The organism is Acetobacterium paludosum (assembly GCF_008086595.1).
Classification (GTDB): Bacteria; Bacillota; Clostridia; order Eubacteriales; family Eubacteriaceae; genus Acetobacterium; species Acetobacterium paludosum.
In genome coordinates this window covers 31,155-50,403 of the sequence record NZ_RXYA01000010.1, presented here as the reverse complement: position 1 = coordinate 50,403, position 19,249 = coordinate 31,155, and the positions used below count along the sequence as shown (strand labels likewise).

Annotated in this window: 14 protein-coding genes, 1 tRNA gene and 1 riboswitch; of the genes, 3 read left to right on the top strand and 12 right to left on the bottom strand. The window is 39.0% G+C overall.

The genetic code is table 11. The annotated features are described in order from the left end of the window. The first annotated feature begins 65 nt into the window (after window positions 1-65). Window positions 66-740, top strand: coding sequence for a HesA/MoeB/ThiF family protein (locus FZC41_RS11040; protein WP_148567468.1), 675 nt, complete (start codon window positions 66-68; stop codon window positions 738-740). Between the two features lie 204 nt (window positions 741-944). Here FZC41_RS11040 and FZC41_RS11035 read toward each other — a convergent pair whose 3' ends face one another. Both FZC41_RS11035 and FZC41_RS11030 read right to left on the bottom strand, forming a co-directional pair. After that, window positions 945-2,153 carry a molybdopterin molybdotransferase MoeA gene (locus FZC41_RS11035; protein ID WP_148567467.1) on the bottom strand — a complete coding sequence of 403 codons (1,209 nt, stop codon included), beginning with the start codon at window positions 2,151-2,153 and terminating at the stop codon, window positions 945-947. 113 nt (window positions 2,154-2,266) lie between these two features. Next, a riboswitch (molybdenum cofactor riboswitch) is annotated at window positions 2,267-2,394 on the bottom strand. Window positions 2,395-2,459: 65 nt separating this feature from the next. Next, entirely contained in the window at window positions 2,460-3,287 is an 828-nt protein-coding gene (locus FZC41_RS11030; RefSeq protein ID WP_148567466.1) for a deoxyribonuclease IV, read from the bottom strand. A 144-nt stretch (window positions 3,288-3,431) separates the two neighbouring features. Between FZC41_RS11030 and FZC41_RS11025 the strand changes: the two genes are divergently transcribed. After that, the gene (locus tag FZC41_RS11025) at window positions 3,432-3,965 is read left to right on the top strand and encodes an HdeD family acid-resistance protein (protein WP_148567465.1); all 534 of its coding nucleotides are present in this window, start codon (window positions 3,432-3,434) and stop codon (window positions 3,963-3,965) included. Between the two features lie 210 nt (window positions 3,966-4,175). Beyond that, the gene (locus FZC41_RS11020) at window positions 4,176-5,327 is read left to right on the top strand and encodes a class I SAM-dependent methyltransferase (RefSeq protein WP_148567464.1); all 1,152 of its coding nucleotides are present in this window, start codon (window positions 4,176-4,178) and stop codon (window positions 5,325-5,327) included. Window positions 5,328-5,452: 125 nt separating this feature from the next. Here FZC41_RS11020 and FZC41_RS11015 read toward each other — a convergent pair. The 10 genes from FZC41_RS11015 to FZC41_RS17655 form a co-directional block, all read right to left on the bottom strand. Next, window positions 5,453-5,528, bottom strand: a tRNA-Val gene (locus FZC41_RS11015). 339 nt (window positions 5,529-5,867) lie between these two features. Further along, the gene (locus tag FZC41_RS11010; protein ID WP_148567463.1) at window positions 5,868-6,869 is read right to left on the bottom strand and encodes a uroporphyrinogen decarboxylase family protein; all 1,002 of its coding nucleotides are present in this window, start codon (window positions 6,867-6,869) and stop codon (window positions 5,868-5,870) included. Window positions 6,870-7,701: 832 nt separating this feature from the next. Continuing rightward, window positions 7,702-9,885, bottom strand: coding sequence for a methyl-accepting chemotaxis protein (locus tag FZC41_RS17320; RefSeq protein ID WP_170253960.1), 2,184 nt, complete (start codon window positions 9,883-9,885; stop codon window positions 7,702-7,704). 235 nt (window positions 9,886-10,120) lie between these two features. Continuing rightward, window positions 10,121-11,002 (bottom strand): methylenetetrahydrofolate reductase, encoded by an 882-nt coding sequence (locus FZC41_RS11000; RefSeq protein ID WP_243136706.1) that lies wholly within the window; start codon window positions 11,000-11,002, stop codon window positions 10,121-10,123. A 112-nt stretch (window positions 11,003-11,114) separates the two neighbouring features. After that, window positions 11,115-12,500, bottom strand: coding sequence for an NADPH-dependent glutamate synthase (gene gltA / locus FZC41_RS10995; RefSeq protein WP_148567462.1), 1,386 nt, complete (start codon window positions 12,498-12,500; stop codon window positions 11,115-11,117). Next, a complete protein-coding gene (locus tag FZC41_RS10990; RefSeq protein ID WP_148567461.1) occupies window positions 12,491-13,390 on the bottom strand; it encodes a sulfide/dihydroorotate dehydrogenase-like FAD/NAD-binding protein in 900 nt (299 codons plus the stop codon). The genes gltA and FZC41_RS10990 overlap by 10 nt, the downstream gene beginning before the upstream one ends. Before the next feature lie 304 nt (window positions 13,391-13,694). Next, window positions 13,695-14,843 (bottom strand): helix-turn-helix domain-containing protein, encoded by a 1,149-nt coding sequence (locus FZC41_RS10985; protein ID WP_148567460.1) that lies wholly within the window; start codon window positions 14,841-14,843, stop codon window positions 13,695-13,697. Between the two features lie 212 nt (window positions 14,844-15,055). Continuing rightward, entirely contained in the window at window positions 15,056-15,610 is a 555-nt protein-coding gene (locus tag FZC41_RS10980) for a hypothetical protein (protein WP_148567459.1), read from the bottom strand. A 213-nt stretch (window positions 15,611-15,823) separates the two neighbouring features. Then, window positions 15,824-16,798 (bottom strand): SDR family NAD(P)-dependent oxidoreductase, encoded by a 975-nt coding sequence (locus tag FZC41_RS10975; RefSeq protein ID WP_148567458.1) that lies wholly within the window; start codon window positions 16,796-16,798, stop codon window positions 15,824-15,826. A gap of 136 nt (window positions 16,799-16,934) precedes the next feature. Beyond that, entirely contained in the window at window positions 16,935-19,235 is a 2,301-nt protein-coding gene (locus FZC41_RS17655; RefSeq protein WP_243136705.1) for an aminomethyl transferase family protein, read from the bottom strand. Between the last annotated feature and the right edge of the window lie 14 nt (window positions 19,236-19,249).

The following is a 19,249-nucleotide window of genomic DNA, read 5'->3' as shown; positions in this document are numbered from 1 at the left end:
TCTCAATTCACACCTTTAATTATTCATTAAAAATTGTTATACTGAAATTCAAGGAGGTGATTAATATGTCACGATATGAACGTAATTTTCCAACTTTTTCTCATGGCGATTTTGAACTCATCCAGAAGGCAACCGTTGGTGTTGTTGGCTGCGGAGGTTTAGGCGGATACATTATTGAAATGCTTGCTCGCATTGGCATTGGTTCTCTTATTCTTATAGATGGGGATTCTTTCGAGAATTCTAATCAAAATCGTCAGATATTATCTACCGAGCAAAACTTGGGAACACCAAAAGCCTGGGCAGCAGATGCTCGAGTAAATCTAATCAATAAAAACGTCAAAACTATCTATCATCATGATTTTTTAACTGCTGAAAATGGGGATCGCCTTATTGATGATTCCACTCTTGTCATGGATGCTTTAGATAATATTCCGTCTCGTTTGCTACTGCAGATGTTATGCAAAGAAAAGAATATTCCTTTGATTCATGGAGCCATCGGCGGGTGGTCAGCCCAAGTGACCACCATATTTCCAGAAGATGATACGCTTTCCAGACTATATTCAGAAGAAAAAGAATACGACTCAAGAATATTGGGAAACCCTTCTTTTACACCAGCTTTAGCAGCTTCCATTCAGGTATCAGAGGCGTTAAAAGTAATCACTGGTAAAAAAGAGCTATTACGCAACAAACTCTTGTTTATTGATTTATTTTCCAACGAATTCTTTATGTTAGATGTTTAAAGTGAAAAATGCACCCCAGGTATAATGACCTTAACCTAGTAAAAACTTTCCAGATCAACCAAAATGATTTCACATTCAGATTCGTCCCCAAATAATTTGTATTAATCTTAAAAAAGCTGCCGTAATCCGATTAAACCATGAATCAGTTTAACCAGATTTCAGCAGCTCTTTTGTCTTGTCAAAGAATCTAAGTTATGAACTACATTACAATAGCACAACTTTTACACTATCCCCTTTTTTTAAGCCATTGTTTCCCGCTTCAATTTCGACCAGACAATTACATTTCTTCATTGACGCTATCATTCCTGAAGCATGTCCACCTTCGGGAAACTTCACTCTACCTGCTTCATAAATAGCCCGAACAAAACGTTTTTGTTTGCTTTTTTTAGAATAATCAATCGCCATAACACCAATGGTTTCTTTTGTGAGCATCGCAGGATCGCGCGACATTTTTCCCAGTAAGGGTCTTGCCAGCAATTCAAAGTTAACCAGTGCCGCAAATGGATTCCCAGATAAACTCAGTATTGGTTTATTCTCATAAATTGAAAACATTACTGGCGTTCCCGGCTTGATATTAACTCTCCAGAATTTTTGATCAGCCCCAAGATTCGGCAACACTTCATGAAAAATATCCTTTTCACCGACGGAAACCCCTCCCGTTGTTATGACTATATCAGAAGCAGCCAATGCCTGCTTTAATTTCTGTGCAACGGTACTGACATCGTCGCCAGTTTGTTGTAAATAAACGGGTGTGATCGAAAGCTCTTTAAGTCGGGCTGCCAGTAAAAACAAGTTGCTGTCATAAATTTTTCCTTGTTCCAACGCTGTCCCGAGAGTCATCAGTTCATCTCCCGTAGCAAGCACCGCCACCTTGGTTTGGCGATATACCTCAATTGTTGGAAAACCCATGCTTGCCAACAAACCCAAGTGAATAAAATTAAGTTTTTCCCCTGCTGAAATTAATTTTACGCCTTTTTTAAAATCCTCACCGGCGTAACAATAATTTTGATAGGCTTTTAATGGCTCGTAAATTTCAACCGTCTCCGAACCATAATTTGTCGCTTCCTGCCGGATGACACAATTTGCTCCTTTGGGAATCATGGCTCCGGTCATAATCCGAACGGTCTGGTTTGCTTTTAATTCAAAAAGACTAGCATCCCCAGCGTAAAGCTTCCCGACAACCCTTAACTCTACAGGATTTTCCCGACTTGCCCCTTTGGTGTCTTCTGCAATCAAAGCGTACCCATCTAAGGGCGAGCGGTCAAATGGCGGGTTATCAATGGGTGCAAATACATCCTGCGCTGACACTCTAAATAAGGAATCTAAAATCCCAACGGTTTCTTTTTCTTTTATTTGTGTAACGTTTTCAACGATTATTTCCACAGCTTCTGATAATTCAATTCTTTGTAACATAAACATATCCCTCATTCCTTGATCTTTCGTTATCAAAAAAAACATCCACCTGTATTTCATAAAAAGAAAGCAAGGCGCAACAAAGAAACATGCTGTTATAACACAAGTCACACGCTCGTGAAATTTATGCTCCTTTTCAAACAGAAGGCTATACCGTTTCCAGTCTAACCCGAAAGCATTACGCTTTGGCGCAGTATCATAAAATTTTCTTAGACACTTTTGCTCGGAGTTTATTTTTAATTGTTATAATTATAACAATATGTTCATTAGGTGTCAACGGAATTGTCCGCTGCTGATATTATCCTTTTAAAAAGACCGCAGAAGATCAATTTCTTTTTTATAATCGAGGGTGTTTTCTTGGGGCGTTTCCAGAAAAAAGGGCAGGTCTTTCAACAAAGGCTGGGTGACAATTCGTTTGAAGGCATCCAGCCCTAAAGTTCCGAAGCCGATTTTTTCATGCCGATCTTTATGGCTTCCAAAGAGCATCTTGCTGTCGTTAAGGTGGACACACTTAAGATAGTTCAGACCAATAATTCGGTCAAATTCTTCTAAAATCGACTCAAGATTTCCAACAATATCATAACCGCCGGAATATACATGGCAGGTATCTAGACAAACGCCGATTTTTTCTTTTAATTCAACCCCCTCAATAATGGCTTTCAATTCCTCAAAATTTCGTCCAATCTCGGTTCCCTTTCCCGACATGGTTTCCAATACAGCCGTTGTTTTCTGATCCGGCCACATTTCATCATTCAACAGATCAACAATCCCTTTGATTCCTGTATTAACGCCCTGACCGGTGTGGCTCCCCGGGTGAAAATTATACAGCTGACAGGGGAGCTCCTCCAGCCTCAGCAAATCTTCTTTAAATGCCATTCTGGCAAACTCCCGGGTTTCGGGTTTGGCCGAACACATATTAAGTGTGTAAGGTGCATGTGCAAGAAGTTCGCCAAAATCATTCGCTTTCATTATCTCTACAAGGCTTTCTACATCTTTTGGATCAAGGGCTTTGGCTTTTCCCCCTCTTGGGTTGCGGGTAAAAAATTGAAAGGTGTTAGCACCAATACTGATGGCTTCCTTTCCCGCTTTTTTATATCCACCTGCGATGGAAAGGTGGGGTCCGATTATTAACATTTGTTTTCTCCTGACACTTCTATTTTTTATCAATTTTCTTTGACTGTCATTGTAACTATGATTCTTTTCACTGCATTATTTCTTGCCTATTTCAACACTTTGTTATAAAATGAACGTATTCTAATTTATGAAAAGGAGAAAAAAATGAATACTGATTTTGGTAGTGTTGGAAAAGCCAACAAAACACTCGGCCTTATTGTTGCCGCTTTGATGCTTATCCTTGGTGTACTGGTCTTTTTATCCCCGGTAATTTTTGCGAAAATAATTGTCTGGTTATTTATTGCCGGTCTTATTATTTACGGCGTATTTCAAATTATCGTTTATACAAAAAGTGAGGTTAAAAATGGTTGGAGCCTTACCTCTGGCATCATGTCTATTCTTTTAGCTGTTCTGCTCATTTTTTCCGACCCTTTATCTCGAGCAAGTACATTCGCCTTTATGCTGGCTTTTCTATCCATCACCACTGGTATGAATCAAATTACTGCCGCTTCTTTTATGAAAAAGCAGGGTTCAACCGGTACCGGCTGGCTGACTGCATCCGGAATCATAAATATTATTTTATCCGTATTCCTTATCTTCAACCCATTTATCATGCTGTTGGGTTTTGGTATGATCGCCGGTATCTATCTGATTGTTGGCGGAATCGCTCTTTTTGCTGAAACTATGTCCAACCAATAAAGTTAAGTTTATCGTAGAAATGTCCTGGAGACAACCGTAAATCGTTGTTTTCAGGACTTTCTTTTTTGGAAAGTGATGTTATAATAATTCTATTCAAAGCGGTTGCCAAGGATCGTTTTTAAATTGCTTCGGATGAATCTCTTAACAAAGAAAAAGCCGAAAAATTTATACACTACACTTATTTACTTTAAATTTTGGAGGATAACAGTAATGCCAGAGAATTTACCAACTTATTTTGAAATGATTTTTAAAGATGAAATTGAAAAGATTATTTTTAGCAATCCTCGAAAATCCGAGGATCAATACAAGAAAATCACCCTAATCAAGAAAGAAAATCTTTACCATATTGAGAAAAGAACGGAGAAACAAGCATTCCACGAAAACGTTGAATTTGACTGCATTCCAGAATATTGTGTGCAAATCTTAGCCGGATTCAAACAAATGAATGCATGGAGTACTACTTATGAGTACAGTATTCGATTTTCAAAAAAAGAGAAAATATTGTTTAATAAAAAAGCCCTGACACAACCGCTGAAAATATCAACTGAACATAATCGAAAAAAAAGATATTTGTTAGAAGAGGGTATCATTATTCAACCACTTGTTGACATGGGGATATTCTCAAAAGAAGGAAAAGTGATTCATTCCATGTATGACAAATACAAACAAATCAATAAATTTATCGAAATTATTGATACCGTCATCGAAAAGTCAGAATTAGAAAGCATTAACATTATTGATTTTGGATGTGGCAAATCTTATTTAACCTTTGTTGTTTATTATTATCTTACCGTACTTAAAAACATAAAAGCTAATATTATCGGATTAGATTTAAAAGAAGATGTCATCGTGAAATGTAATAATGCGGCAAAGAAGTATGGCTATGATGATTTGAAATTTGTTATTGGGAATATTAATGGCTATAAGCCAACAATTCCAGTTGATATGGTCATTTCTTTACATGCCTGTGATGTGGCTACTGATTATGCCCTTTATAATGCAATTTGCTGGAATGCAAAGATGATTATTTCGGTACCTTGCTGCCAGCATGAACTTAATCAACAGCTTACCAGTGAAGAATTAGCTATCTTTCAAAGATATGGCATCGTCAAAGAAAGAGTTTCGGCTTTGATGACTGATGCAATAAGAGCTAATTTATTGGAGTATTTTGGTTATAAAACCCAGTTGCTTGAATTTGTAGACTTTGAACACACCCCTAAGAACATTTTAATCAGAGCCATTAAGACCAATATTTCCGCCAAGCAAAAATCTGTAGTTATGAATGAAATCAAGAGTCTAACCAATTGTTTTAATTTAAACCCCAAACTTTTTAGATTACTTGAAGAAAGTAACATGATCTAATCTTTCTCATATTAAATTTTTACACTGCGAAATGTTAAAATCGAAACTTTATCCAACCATATAACACCTCTTTTTTGAAATAAAAAAAGACCGGCAGTTAAACCCGGACTACTTCTTATTAAAAGTGGTGATCCCGACTGGACTTGAACCAGCGACCCCTACCGTGTGAAGGTAATGCTCTCCCAGCTGAGCTACGAGATCACTTTTACTCTATTTAATAATTTTATATGATTAAATTCAAAAAGTAAAGTTTTTTGAAGATTATTTGAGTTTTATCGTAATAAAAAGACCGGTAATTAAGCTGAACTGCTACTTATGAAAAAAGCTGATCCCGATTGGACTTGAACCACCCTTATGCCGGTCTAAATTTTGAACTAAATTTCAGCTTATCTACTTTTATATTTACATGTCATTTTTTTGTTTCGTTGGAGGCTGTAAATAATTTTGTATCGACTATTAAAATCCTCCCAGATTAATGTTAAAATAAATTTAATCTGGGAGGATTTTTAATTATGGTAAGGCAACGAAAATTCACCGGCATTAGATACTGTTCTTCGCGATCGGTTTTTTTTCAGCATATTCCTTACCGTATTTCAGCAACTCATCCATGAAGATGCCGTTGTTCCATTCTCGGTAGCAGACGCCATTGGGGATGGACGGATAGAAACGTCCGCCGGGACAGTAGGTATCGACAGCCCGACGCACTTCTTCCCGAATTTTTTCTTCCGTAATATTTTCCACATCGATCTTCGGTCCATCTATGCCACCCACCATGGCCAGTTTTCCTTTTGTGGTCTCCTGGATTTTTACGATATCGTTCTGGGGGATGACGCCCTGCCAGATATCGATGCCGATCTCAACCAGATCCGTTGCAATGGGTTCCAGGATGCAGTCCGCATGATGCATGTAAATCATGCCGCACTCATGGATGGTGACGGCGATTTCCTTCTGCAGGGGCTTGATGATCTCCCGCCATACCCTGGGGGGCAAAAACAGGTTTTGTTTGGTACCCCAGTCGTCGTGATAGAAGATGATATCCGGATGGGTTTCTTCCGCCACTTTCCTGATGTAAGCCATCTTATGGTCGGCAATCACCCGAAGCAGGGCTTTCATTTCATCCGGATACTCCATATAATGCATCAGGGCATCTTCCATGCCCAGAAGAAAATGACTGCGCTCAAAGAGGCCGCCGGGGTAAAAGAAACAGGCCAGTTTTTCATTCCGGTCAATTTGGGACGCCACTTCCCGAGCCGGTGTCCAGTCCAGATTCTCAATGGATGGAACTACCAATTGCTGCTCCCATTTTTCAATGTCCTTGATGACCACGTTGTCCCGGGTGATGTGAGGATGGGGACCAGGTGCACCCGGCAGGAAGATCCGTACCGTTCCCCAAGAATCCATGTATTCCTTGCCGTCCTGAGGCAGCAAAGCATCCTGAATAAATAAGGGATCCGGTATAAATTCTACAGCTGCCATCAAATCTCCATAGTAATCCGGCTGTTCGCCACGATACACTGCCATAACGTTTTCTCTCAGATTCATTGAAAAATCTCCTCTTGATCATTAGTATTTGGTAATCGATTGCATGGCTATGACAGCCTTACAATTGCCGGTTGGATTATAATATTATTTGCAACTAAAATATAGTGATATCTATAATTAAAATATAACATGAATTATTTGTAAAATCCAGCGTTTTCTGAAAATTAATCTGAAAATATTTTTATTCGCAACGTTAAAAGCTTATAATATCGGATTATTTCGTCTATTTTTCACAAGATTATTTGCACAATGTAAGACTGAAAAATCACAGCCGGCACAGGATAAATATTAAATATTAATAATTTATAAATTAAAATGCAATTAATTTTCAAGTATTCATCTAATCGTATTCTGGATCGTTGAAGGATTAGGCCTTGCCGTGCTAACTTCGCTCTAAAGTTACTCATAAGATGTTTTTATCGGATTCTGAGTTTGTTTTTCAATATAAGAAACACAATCTCTTTTTCAACAACCCAAAAATATTCTTTCCTCTTTTTCAATTAAAAGTTGGGCAGTAATGCTAAATACGAACAAAGCCCCGGGCGTTAGCCGGAGGCGTGAGAAGAGGATTAATCATTGAATTCTATGCTACTGTTTAATTCTTTGATCGTGTATTCAAAATTTTTCATTTCCCGGAAATTGGATTAACAACTATTCCTGATTCAACTTTTAACCCAAATTTTTATTAGCCGTTATCTCTGCATCTTTTTCGAGAATTTCAATGCTTTTGTAGCAATAAAAATTAGTTTCTCATTTTCCAGATGTCCCATATTTTGAACGATTTCCTTTAAATTCAACATTTAGTTTCTGTCCTTTATATAAGTAAACAAACTTACTTCTTTAATTCAAAAGTTCCAACCATCTCTTTTAACATTTCTGCCTGACTGAATAACTCTTCACTTGAAGCCGCACTTTCTTCTGCATTAACCGAGTAGTTTTGAACAACCTTGGATATTTGTTCAATTACATTAACGATCTTGTCTATATCCAAGGCCTGGTCATTGGATGATTTGGCCATTTTTTCCACTGATTCTGTAACTTTTTCGATTTGTTCTGAAATTTCTGTTAAACTCGCGGCTGTTTTGTCTGCAATCATGGTTCCAACAGATACCTTTTCGATTGATCCTTCAATTAGACCAGTTGTTTCTCTGGCCGCTTCGGCACTTCTAGCCGCCAAAGTGCGCACTTCTTCTGCAACCACTGCAAAGCCTTTCCCATGTTGACCAGCTCGAGCGGCTTCGACTGCTGCATTTAAGGCTAGAATATTTGTCTGGAAGGCAATTTCGTCAATTACTTTTATTATTTTCGAGATATTATTTGATGCGCCATTAATGTCCGCCATGGCATTGATCATCGCAGACATTTGATGATTACTTTCTTCAGCGTTATTCTGTACATCAATAGCCCAGTTACTGGCTTCACTGGCATTTACAGCGTTTCGTTTTGTTTTAGAGGCAATTTCTGCCATATATGATGAGAGATCCTGTATCGAGTCACTCTGCTCTGTCGTACCCATTGATAAAGCTTGGCCACCTTCTGATATAAGCCTCGCTCCAATTTCTACTTGACCTGCTGCTACATCAATTTCAGCCAACATGTCATTAAAGGATTTTGCAATAAGATTGATTGAACTCTTAATTGTCTGAAAGTCACCGATATAATTTGCAGTAATTTCAACATCTAAATTTCCATTACTCATTTCTACCAAAACTTCGGTAATTTCATTCACGTAACATTTTAAAAATTTTACCAGAGTGTTTATATCATTTTTCATTCTACCGTTCTCACCCGCATAAAGACCTTTCATGAGAACATTTAAATTTCCATTTGACAATTGATTTAACACAACAGATGCCTCTTTTATGGGTGCAGTAATCGCATCAAGGGTACTGTTGAACCCTTCAATTACCTTTGCATACTCTCCCTGGAAGCGATAAGAATCGCCACGATTGTCAAGATCACCCTGAACTGCTGAAATTGTCAATTTTTCTGTTTCGGCAACTAAATTTGATATATTTTCAATCAGTTTAACCATACTTGGTCCCAGGTGATCATTTTCACTCTGTTTACCTGCTTTTTGAAGATAAACTAAATTCTGCATATCACCCATTGCAATCTGATTGATTGTGTCGACAACAAAATTCAAAGCTAAATAAAGGGCATTAATTGATTTAGCTGTATTATTAAAAATTCCAAAGGACTGACATTCTACTTTTTGTGTAAAATCATTGTGAGTCATTAATGTGAGTACTTTATTTCCCTCCGCTAAGGCATTCAAACCATCGACACAAGCATTGAGATCACTTTGCATCGTTACGTAGTATCCGGAAGTTTGATAAAAACTTTTTTCCGGAATTTCTCCCTTTGCTATCATTCCAAAGTAATTTGCATTGATTTTAAATGGTATCACAACTGCTTCTATAATTGCATTTAAAGCGATTATCGCTTCAGAAAAAGCACCATCCAGATTTTCACTTTCACCTCTAACATCAAGATTCCCGATAAAAAAGGCTGTTCGAATTTTAGTCATTTCTTCATAAATACAATTAACTTGACTTTTTAATTTAATTATGGAATCAGAAAGCATGTCATGATCTGAGAAAGGTTCGATCTCCACCTTGAAGTCACCTACTGCTAATCGTTGAACTACCTGAGCCTGTTTTTTTCTGCTTTCATCCAGATTTTTAAATGCCATCAGCACTTTACTAAACTCTCTATTTTTTCCTTGAGCCGGTATATCTAACTCCACTTCTCCATAAGCCATACGATCAATAAGAATTTTTATTGCTTTATACTCTTGATCTTTTATTGATTTAAAATAAGATCTGCAAATAATCACTGCAAAGCTGCTTAGAAATATTATGCTAACCACTATTATTCCAATATATTTTTGAAAATCAAAACCACTACTTTTACATTGATAATTAATGAATACTATCATACCTAAGATCAATAATATTCCGGCAAAATAAATTAATATCTTCGTGCCTGATCTAGAACTTTTATCAGATTTCATAAATAATACTACCTCCTCTTACTTTAACCTATTCTACTTGGCACAAAGCAGGGCCACATAACTTACATATCACGTATTCAAAGCAACAGAAAAATTCATCTATTGTTTTACTATTACAATTATTCATTATGAAACTTCGCAGCCTTAACCCATTCATTTTAAAATACTTTTGTTTTCATTTAATCACATTGTATTATCCGTTCAATTATTATATTAGCTTTTTTATCATTTATGTTCATTTGTCTAATGTTCTAATTCCTGCTTTTAATAATATATTCTTGATATCTTGCCATTTATTAAGTGAATAAATGTGAAGTCCATCAACACCAGCATTAACAAATTTATGAATTTGTTTGACGGTGTACTCTTGACCAGCCCGTTTGAAGTCTTCTGTATCATCTCCATATCGACCAATTATTTCTGCAAGATCTCTTGGGATTGAGCAACCATTCCCAACAGTCATCCGTATTATCGGATCTTTGCTAATAACCGGGATAACACCTACATCAATTGGTAAATAGATCCCCGCCTTTCGAATTTTTTCCACCCATCTTTCAAAATATTCTACATCATGACAGAGCTGGGTCATAATGTAGTCCGCACCTTCATCCTGTTTTAGCCGAAGATATGCGATATCGGACTCAATAGATTCAGCCTGAAAATGCTTCTCTGGGTTTCCTGCAACAGCAACAGTAAAATTCGGAAAATTGACTTTGATAAATTTCACTAATTCGTTGGCATGGTTAAAATCCCCTCTTGTTTCTTCCCATCCTTTCGGCCAATCCCCTCTCAAGGCTAATATATGGTCAATTCCCATCGCTTGGTAACCCTTAAGTTTATCTGATAAGGCTCCTTTTGTACTGCCTATACACGTAAGATGAGGGACTGGGACTGATTTACCACTATCAAAGATCGTTTTGCAGACTTCGATGTTTCTTCCCGCATTTGACCCACCTGCCCCATAGGTACAGCTGATAAAATCCGGTTTGAATTGATAAAGATGTTCCAATGTATCAAGCAAAGGAATCAACGGTTGCTTCACTTTTGGCGGAAATATTTCGAAAGAAAAGCACATTCTTTTTTTCATAATTTCTGGTACATTCAATTTTACATTCATCTTAATTTCTCCATGATAAAAATTTAAATTCAAGTGTCCAAATACAAAACCACAAGAACCACGCTTTGCGAGTTACTTGTGGTTTTGTGGATAAATTAACAACAAACCGTGTTTATCTGTTTTTCAGGTAGGCATCAATTGCCACCGCGGCTTTCTTTCCAGCTCCCATGGCCAGGATGACGGTCGCCGCACCAGTTACTGCATCGCCTCCGGCAAACACACCTTCGAGGGTCGTCTTTCCAGTTTCCTCTGCTGCAATCAGACAGCCTTTTCTGTTTGCTTCGAGGCCTCTGGTTGTTGAAGAAATCAGTGGATTCGGGGTGGTTCCCAATGACATGATGACGGTATCCACTTCAATTTCGAATTCACTGCCCGGTATTTCGACGGGTCGCCGTCTCCCGGAAGCATCCGGTTCGCCCAGCTCCATTCGAATACAGCGGATCCCCTTAACCCAGCCTTTTTCATCGGCAAGAATTTCAACCGGATTACATAACAGATCAAAAATAATGCCTTCTTCAATCGCATGATGAACTTCTTCAGCTCGGGCCGGCAGCTCCGCCTGGGATCGTCGGTAAACAATGTGAACTTCTGCACCGAGTCTCAATGCTGTTCGGGCGGCATCCATGGCAACATTTCCGCCACCGACAACGGCAACTTTTTTCCCAGCTCTGATGGGGGTATCATAACCTTCCTTAAAGGCCTTCATCAAATTATTTCGGGTCAGGAATTCATTGGCCGAGAAAACACCATTGCTGTTTTCTCCCGGGATGTTCATAAACATTGGCAGTCCAGCTCCCGAGCCGATAAATACGGCTTCAAAACCTTCCTGATGTATCAGTTCATCCAGGGTAACCGTTCGTCCGATAATGACATTCGTTTCGATTTTAACCCCCAGTGCCTTGACATTATCCACTTCATGCTGCACAACGGTATCCTTGGGGAGTCTGAACTCCGGTATTCCGTAGACAAGCACTCCTCCCGCTTTATGAAGGGCTTCAAAAATGGTGACCTCATAACCAAGTTTGGCCAGGTCACCGGCGCAGGATAATCCCGAAGGTCCGGCTCCGATGACCGCCACTTTTCGGCCATTCTTTGGTAGCGTCTGACTTAAGTCAATATTATTCTCTCTCGACCAGTCGGCAACAAACCGTTCCAGCTTCCCGATCGCCACCGCATCGCCTTTTTTACCGAGAACGCAGCGTTCCTCACACTGACTTTCCTGGGGACAAACCCTTCCGCACACGGCGGGGAGTGAGCTTGATTCGGCAATCACTCGGGCCGCTTTTTCAAACTTACGCTTCTTAATATGGTTAATAAATACAGGAATGTTGATTGATACTGGGCACTGAGTCACACACAGCGGTTTCTTGCAGTGCAGACAGCGCTTTGCTTCTGCAACTGCATCTTCTTCTGAATAGCCCAGACAGACTTCATCGAAATTTGTCCGTCTTATTTCCGGATCCTGTTCCCTGTCCGAGACTCTTTTCTTTAGTTCCATTCGTTATTCTCCCCCAGTCCCAGATTACATACATGCCCTGTTACTTTTTCCTGTCTTTCTATTTCTGCTCTTCCTTCTTGACTTTTGTATTGTGTTGACCGTCGCATCGCTTCATCGAAGTCAACCAGATGTCCGTCAAATTCCGGCCCGTCGACACAGGCAAAGCGGGTCTCTTCCCCGACGGTCAGTCGGCAACCGCCGCACATACCGGTCCCATCAACCATGACCGGGTTCATGCTGACAATGGTTTTGATTCCGTATTGTTTAGTCAACTGAGTGATAAACTTCATCATAATCATGGGTCCGATAGCCACAACGACGTCGTATTTTTTGCCTTCCTTTTCAATCAGATCTTTTAATAAATCCGTTACAAGGCCCTTATATCCATAGGAACCATCATCGGTAGCAATATAAAGATTTCCCGTAACCAGTTTCATTTCTTTTTCTAACAACAGATAGTCTTCTGACTTGCAGCCGACAATGGCATCTGCCGCAATCCCATGCTCATACAGCCATTTAACCTGTGGATAGACTGGTGCCGCGCCAACGCCCCCGGCTACAAACATGATTTTTTTCTGTTTTAATGCTTCAATGTCTTCCTCGATAAATTCGGAAGGCTGGCCCAGCGGCCCGACAAAGTCACTGAAATAATCCCCCTCTTTCAGCAATGACATTTTATTGGTTGAACAGCCCACCGTCTGAAACACGATTGTTACCGTCCCAGCTGTTTTGTCATAATCGCAGATGGTCAGCGGGATTCTTTCACCCTTTTCATCCATTTTAACAATCACAAATTGTCCCGGATTTGCGGACTTTGCAACTCTCGGCGCTTCCACATCCATCAGATAGATGCTGGGAGCCAGCAACCTTTTTGCTTTAATTTTATACACGATTTAACCTCCTTACTTTCTGTAAACACTGTAAATCTACATTAGGCGTTTGCGAACGCCATCCCCGCATAAAATCAGGTTCTTTCTTGTATAAAAATATAACTTCTTACCTGATTGTGATATAGTTATAATTTCAGTTTAGCATGCTTAATGATGTTGAAACTACCAAATGGTGGTTAATATTGTTAAATAGCTGCTATATTCTGCTAAAATTATTGTAATTTTCTTTATAAAAATAATACAGCCTCGTCTCAAAAATTGAGACGAGGCTGTTGGTCGTTATTGATTAATGATTAATGATTTATTAATGTGCCACTGCTTCGGCAAACTCTAAAAACAACCTCTTGTTAAGCCACAGAATTTCTCCGAATGTCGAGGACTGATCTGATTTTCTTTTGAAGCTATTGTAAATAACCATAGCTTGTTTTTTCCTTAAGCCCCCCTCAATCGCAGCCAGCGCAACTTGTGGCCAGATATACTGAAAAATCTCTCTAGTAAGCTCAATGTTGTCGTGAAGTATCTGCTCCATTTCGTGGGCCAATGTCAAGTCGGCAAACTCTTTCTCAATCTCGCTCGATTTACCTCGCCTTACGCAGCTTAGTAAGTAATCAATCCGCTCGCTTTCTTTTCCTTCGGCATAACGGCTGCTCCAATCCAAGAAGTTTTCCATATCGGTTATTTTCATTGTTGCTTCAGGCCCAACAATAGTTTCGGTGCATAGTATGGCTTTATCCGCAGTTTGATATGAAGCAAATAGTTTTCTACCACATTTAGTGCGATATTCCCTCGGTGACATACCGGTTTCATTTTTAAAAAAATGGCCAAAATGACTCTGGGAATAATATCCGAGTTTGCTCTGGATGTCGCTTAATGAAAGCAAAGGATATTGGAGAAGAAGTTTTGCTACAGCAATTTTCTCGATCTTTACGCGTTGATAGATTGTTTCTCCCGTTTCCTTCTTATATATATGCGAGAGATAACTTTGGCTGTATTTTAACGCATCAGCGATGTGCCCTATTTCAATCTGATCATTGATATGCTCACGGATATATGCACGGCAATTACAAACGAGCGTCGAATAATGCGCTTCCTCTTTCGCTTTTGCGACTGCATCCGCATATTCAAGACATAAGCATAAGTTTATATCCATTATTTTTTGGATCGATTTGACATACCTCATTTTCATGGTATATTTGAGATATATTTCAGAAGCAGCACTCTCGGACACACCTGCATATACGGCAATACGTGAAACTTGCGGCCAAACGAACATGTAGCTATTTATTATTAAAAAAAGGTCATCTTTGAATAGTTCTTTCGTCTGTGCTATGAACTCTGAATTGCTCAGCAGATCCTCGATCCCTTTTCGGTACCCTCTGGAGACACATGCCAGAACATACTGTTCCTGCGCCCAACCCTTTTCGTTGGCATATTTATCAATCAAATCACCCATTATACAGATCTCCCTATAAACAGTTTGTTATCCAGCAAATCCATACCTGCCGAATGTAAACTATAAACAGAACTTAACCAGTACTGCAAACCAGTTCTGGTTAAGTTCTGTTTTGTTTTTTTGTGACACCTTGTGTTTTAGTATATCCTTTTTGGTAGAATTCTTAATATAAATTCCACCTAAATAATAATTCCATCTGAAAGCATTTCAAGCTATTCAGCAATTTTCTCTACAGTAGGCTGTGCATTCATCGCCTTCTTAGCCATAATATTGGTGATAATTACAAACAATACAACTCCTAATGCATAACTAGAAAGTACTCGTATATATGCTTCTATGTAATTCATTTCAACACCAGGAAAACCAGCTAAGTTGCCTGGTGTAAAAGTGATTGCAGTCATTAAAGCTACAAGTATCATTGTGAAAATGTTCACATAAGGAACATTACCCATAATAAACATAGTAACAACTGCAATAGCCAAAATTGCAAACACCGCTACTCCAGCCCCAGGATTTAAAGTCAATTCAGTAACTATGCCTTGGGACATTGCCACTGTGATTCCAATTAAGCCCCCAATGGCTGTTTGCCATAGTTTACTCTTATCAAAGGCATCGATTGTAGAAAAATATAACAGAAATAATACAAACGGCCATATTGGAATACCAATTTTAGCAAAACCCATTCCAATACCAATAAATACTAAAATTGAAATAAGTGTAATGATAAAACTGGTGATGATTTTCTTACCTAAAGGTAATTCGTTCATAATAAATCTCCCCTTTATTATATACTATTTGAGATTAAGGTGTCAAAATTTTAATAATATCATTAAGCACACAAAATATTGATTAAAATAGAATTTCCCATCAATATTTCGTACGCAAATACAGATAATTTTACTTTTGACACCCTAAACATCTTTACTGAAATTTATAGTCAAGTTCTGAACTCATTGAAAGTGGAAAATTCCGCCAACAGATCATTTCAAATCAATTGTTGACATCCGAGGTTCTTCATCAGAAATCATATTTGGAACCTTAGCAATCAATTCTTCCATTGTCCAAGGCTTGCCGATTTCATCGGTCCATATGTCATCAATAACCTCAGGTTCTGACCATACACCCAGCTGCCCATCAGCTGCTGTCTTAAACATATACCCATTAATATTTGTGGCCAAATCTGAAGCAAGGTAAGCAAAGAAAGCTGCAAATACATCGGCTGTATACTTCATTGACTCAGGTGCGGCTTTTACTAAGGCCTCCTCTGGAATACCTTGAGATCTACATTTAGCTACTGTGCTGACCCAACTACGAGTTTTTGCGTTTGGTGTATAGGCATTGGCGGTAACGCCTGTTCCTGCAAGATCCTGAGCGATGGCTCTCGTGAAGGACCAGATCCCGGCACAAGCTGCGCCGTAGGCACTCAATCCTGTTAATCCAAGCCATCCATCTGATGAGGCATTAATGATACGACCGTATTTTTGTTCAAGCATATACGGAAGTGCATGCTGTACCATATTAAATGAGCCATTCAATTTTGAATCAATCAGGATATGCCATTCTTTTTCTGTCATTATTTCAATACTACCATTCCAAGTTGACGCGGCGTTGTTTATTAGGATATCAATCCTGCCAAAGTTATCGATGGCTGATTTAACACATGCTTTAGCGACGTCATTATCTTTAACGTCGCCAAAGAACGGAACAGCTGTCCCACCATTGTTATTGATATAATCAGCGGCTGTTTTCGCATCACCAGTACAACTTTGGAGTTTTTGACGCTCATCCTCCGTTATTTCAAGAGTAGAACCTTCCATACTTAGCAGATTTGACCCTGGTTTTCGGTTGTTGGTTATTATCTTTGCACCTTCTTTTGCCAGGGCCTTAGCAATTTCAAATCCTACTCCTTGACCCGAACCTGTGACAATTGCGACTTTTCCATCTAATATTCCCATATTTCCTCCTTGATATATGTACTTGCCATCATTGCTTGATGGCAAGTACAATTATAAGCTTAATATATTACTTAACAATTTGCCTATCTTTCAGAACCACTTCATAGCCATTAATTGAAAAATTTTCAAAGTTTTGTTATGATAGTTTCTTATCTTTCAAAACTGCTTCATAGCCGTTGATTGTAACTGTATCTCCGATTTTTGCTTTTGCTGTTTCTACTAAAGCATAACCAATGTTCTTTCCAATTGTAAAACCGTGGGCAAATTTTGTCACTTTTCCGGCTACTTCACCGTTAGCCATAACAGTCGCACCATGTGGTCCACCGTAGATTCTAGCATCAATATCATCTACAATAAATCCTAGTAATTGACGTTTTGGTTTTTCATTTTTTATCATTTCCAAAGCTTTTTTACCAATAAAGTCTTTTTCCCAGTTTATAGTTCCTTCAAAACCTACTTCAAAAGGATTAGTATCGGCAATATCGAGCATGAGGATGAATCCTTTTTCTGCTGCAAGTGTTAGAACCATAACATCTACTTCGGTAATCTGCATAGCATCGAATGCTTTGCCATTCTCAGTGATTTTTGCTTCTAATACCCCTGTATTTTCAGGTGCAACATAGATTTCATATCCCACTTTTTCACCAGTATATCCGCTTCTGGCGACCTTTACCGGGATATTATCAATTTTGTTGTCTCTAATAGTAAAGAATTTCTGATCATCAATTTTTTCTGTCACCAGAGCGTTCACTAAATCTTTAGATTTCGGGCCCTGTACAGAATACATTTTCCAATCGGGAGTGATGTTTTTATAAGCTATTTTGCTTTCACCTCTATGGGCATCAAACCAACTGATAAGTTCATTTATATAAAGTGTGGAAACCCAGTATTTGTCCTCTTCCATGTGGAATACAATGACATCATCAATAATAATGCCATCTTCATTTAACATTAATGTATATTTTGCACCACCTACCTTGGCTTTGGCAATATTATTAACAAAGATCTTATCTAAAAATTCAGTTGCATCTGCTCCAGTAACCTCAAGGAGTTTATGTGTAAAATCGTACCAACCCACCGAGTTTCTTACGGCTAAATGCTGTTTTTTAACGCTATCATCTCTACTTAACATTTTTGATTTAGACACTTCATCATCAAAATCGTAATCTGGCTTTTGTCTTCTAGAACCATATAAAGCCTTTTTGATGACGAAACGTACGATGTCTTCGGGAGCCGTCTCGTCTACTTTAACTACCCACTGGGTATCAACCAAGGTTTTGACCATGCCATTGAAGTACTCCTCATAGGCCTTAATGAACTCAGGGAACTGCCCCATCATTAACAGCTTTGTTCTTTCACATTCGATGATTGTACGTTCTTCTGAAAACTCGGCGAATTTCCATTCGAGATTTCTAGCCTGGAAAATCATGCTGATATATCCACCCATAACACGGCCGTCACTAACAGACTCAGGTACGCCCAACCAATCGCGTGTGGCTTTTCTTGTATTCCATTCGCCGAATTGGACCTTGCCTGCCGTCTCAAACACGGTATTAATAATATGCTGGGCTTTTGGCATATCCTCTTCGCTCACCAGTACGCGCAAGGCTGTAACAGAATGACTTGAATATCCCATAGGCCACATGGTACAGTCCTTGTACAAATCACCAGCTGTAAATCTAGCGCCAAATGGCGAGGTATAATCATTTGTGGTCAAGAACTCGCATTCTGTCTTCTTAGGCATACCTTCAGTAGATGGTCTCTTTCCAGATGCTGGAGGTCCCCACTGCTCCCATCCGTAACCGTCAGCATTGACATGCTCGCCATACTTTTCTATGGTTTCATGGACAACCTGGCAATATGGGTCACCGCAACCTTTACGTTCGGTAAGATAATTGTTCATGGGGACTCGGGAAAGACCCTGACAAAAATATTGACCGCCTCCGACTGAAATATCACAAGCGTCAGGACCCATAATATCTAAATCGCAACGATGAATTTCTTTTTCTAATCGGCTATTTGTTGCATCGGAGATGTAGCCTGCCAGTGTCATCATCTCGTCTCCCTTGTCACAATACACGGAAGGAAGATACATCCCTTTCTCTACAAAAGGTGGAATATCAAAGACATCTCTGAATTGCGCCTTTACGCCCATGGGATCATCATCACTCCACATAAATTTTAACTCTTTGGCCCATTCATCACACATGGTTGTCACACGTTTTTCGCGATCGGGCTCAATGATCTTCATGGAGTTAAGCCAGCCAATGCCAAACAGTGAGACATGACGAATTAAAAATTCGTAGGTCTCCTTAAAGGACTTGATCTGATCCCATGGAGTCATCATACCTCTAAATAAGCGAAGACCACTGTCTTCATCAATATTGCCGGTATCGGAAATGTTTTGGGGAATAAGTTTTTCTTTTTCAATTGTCATAAGTAATTTCTCCT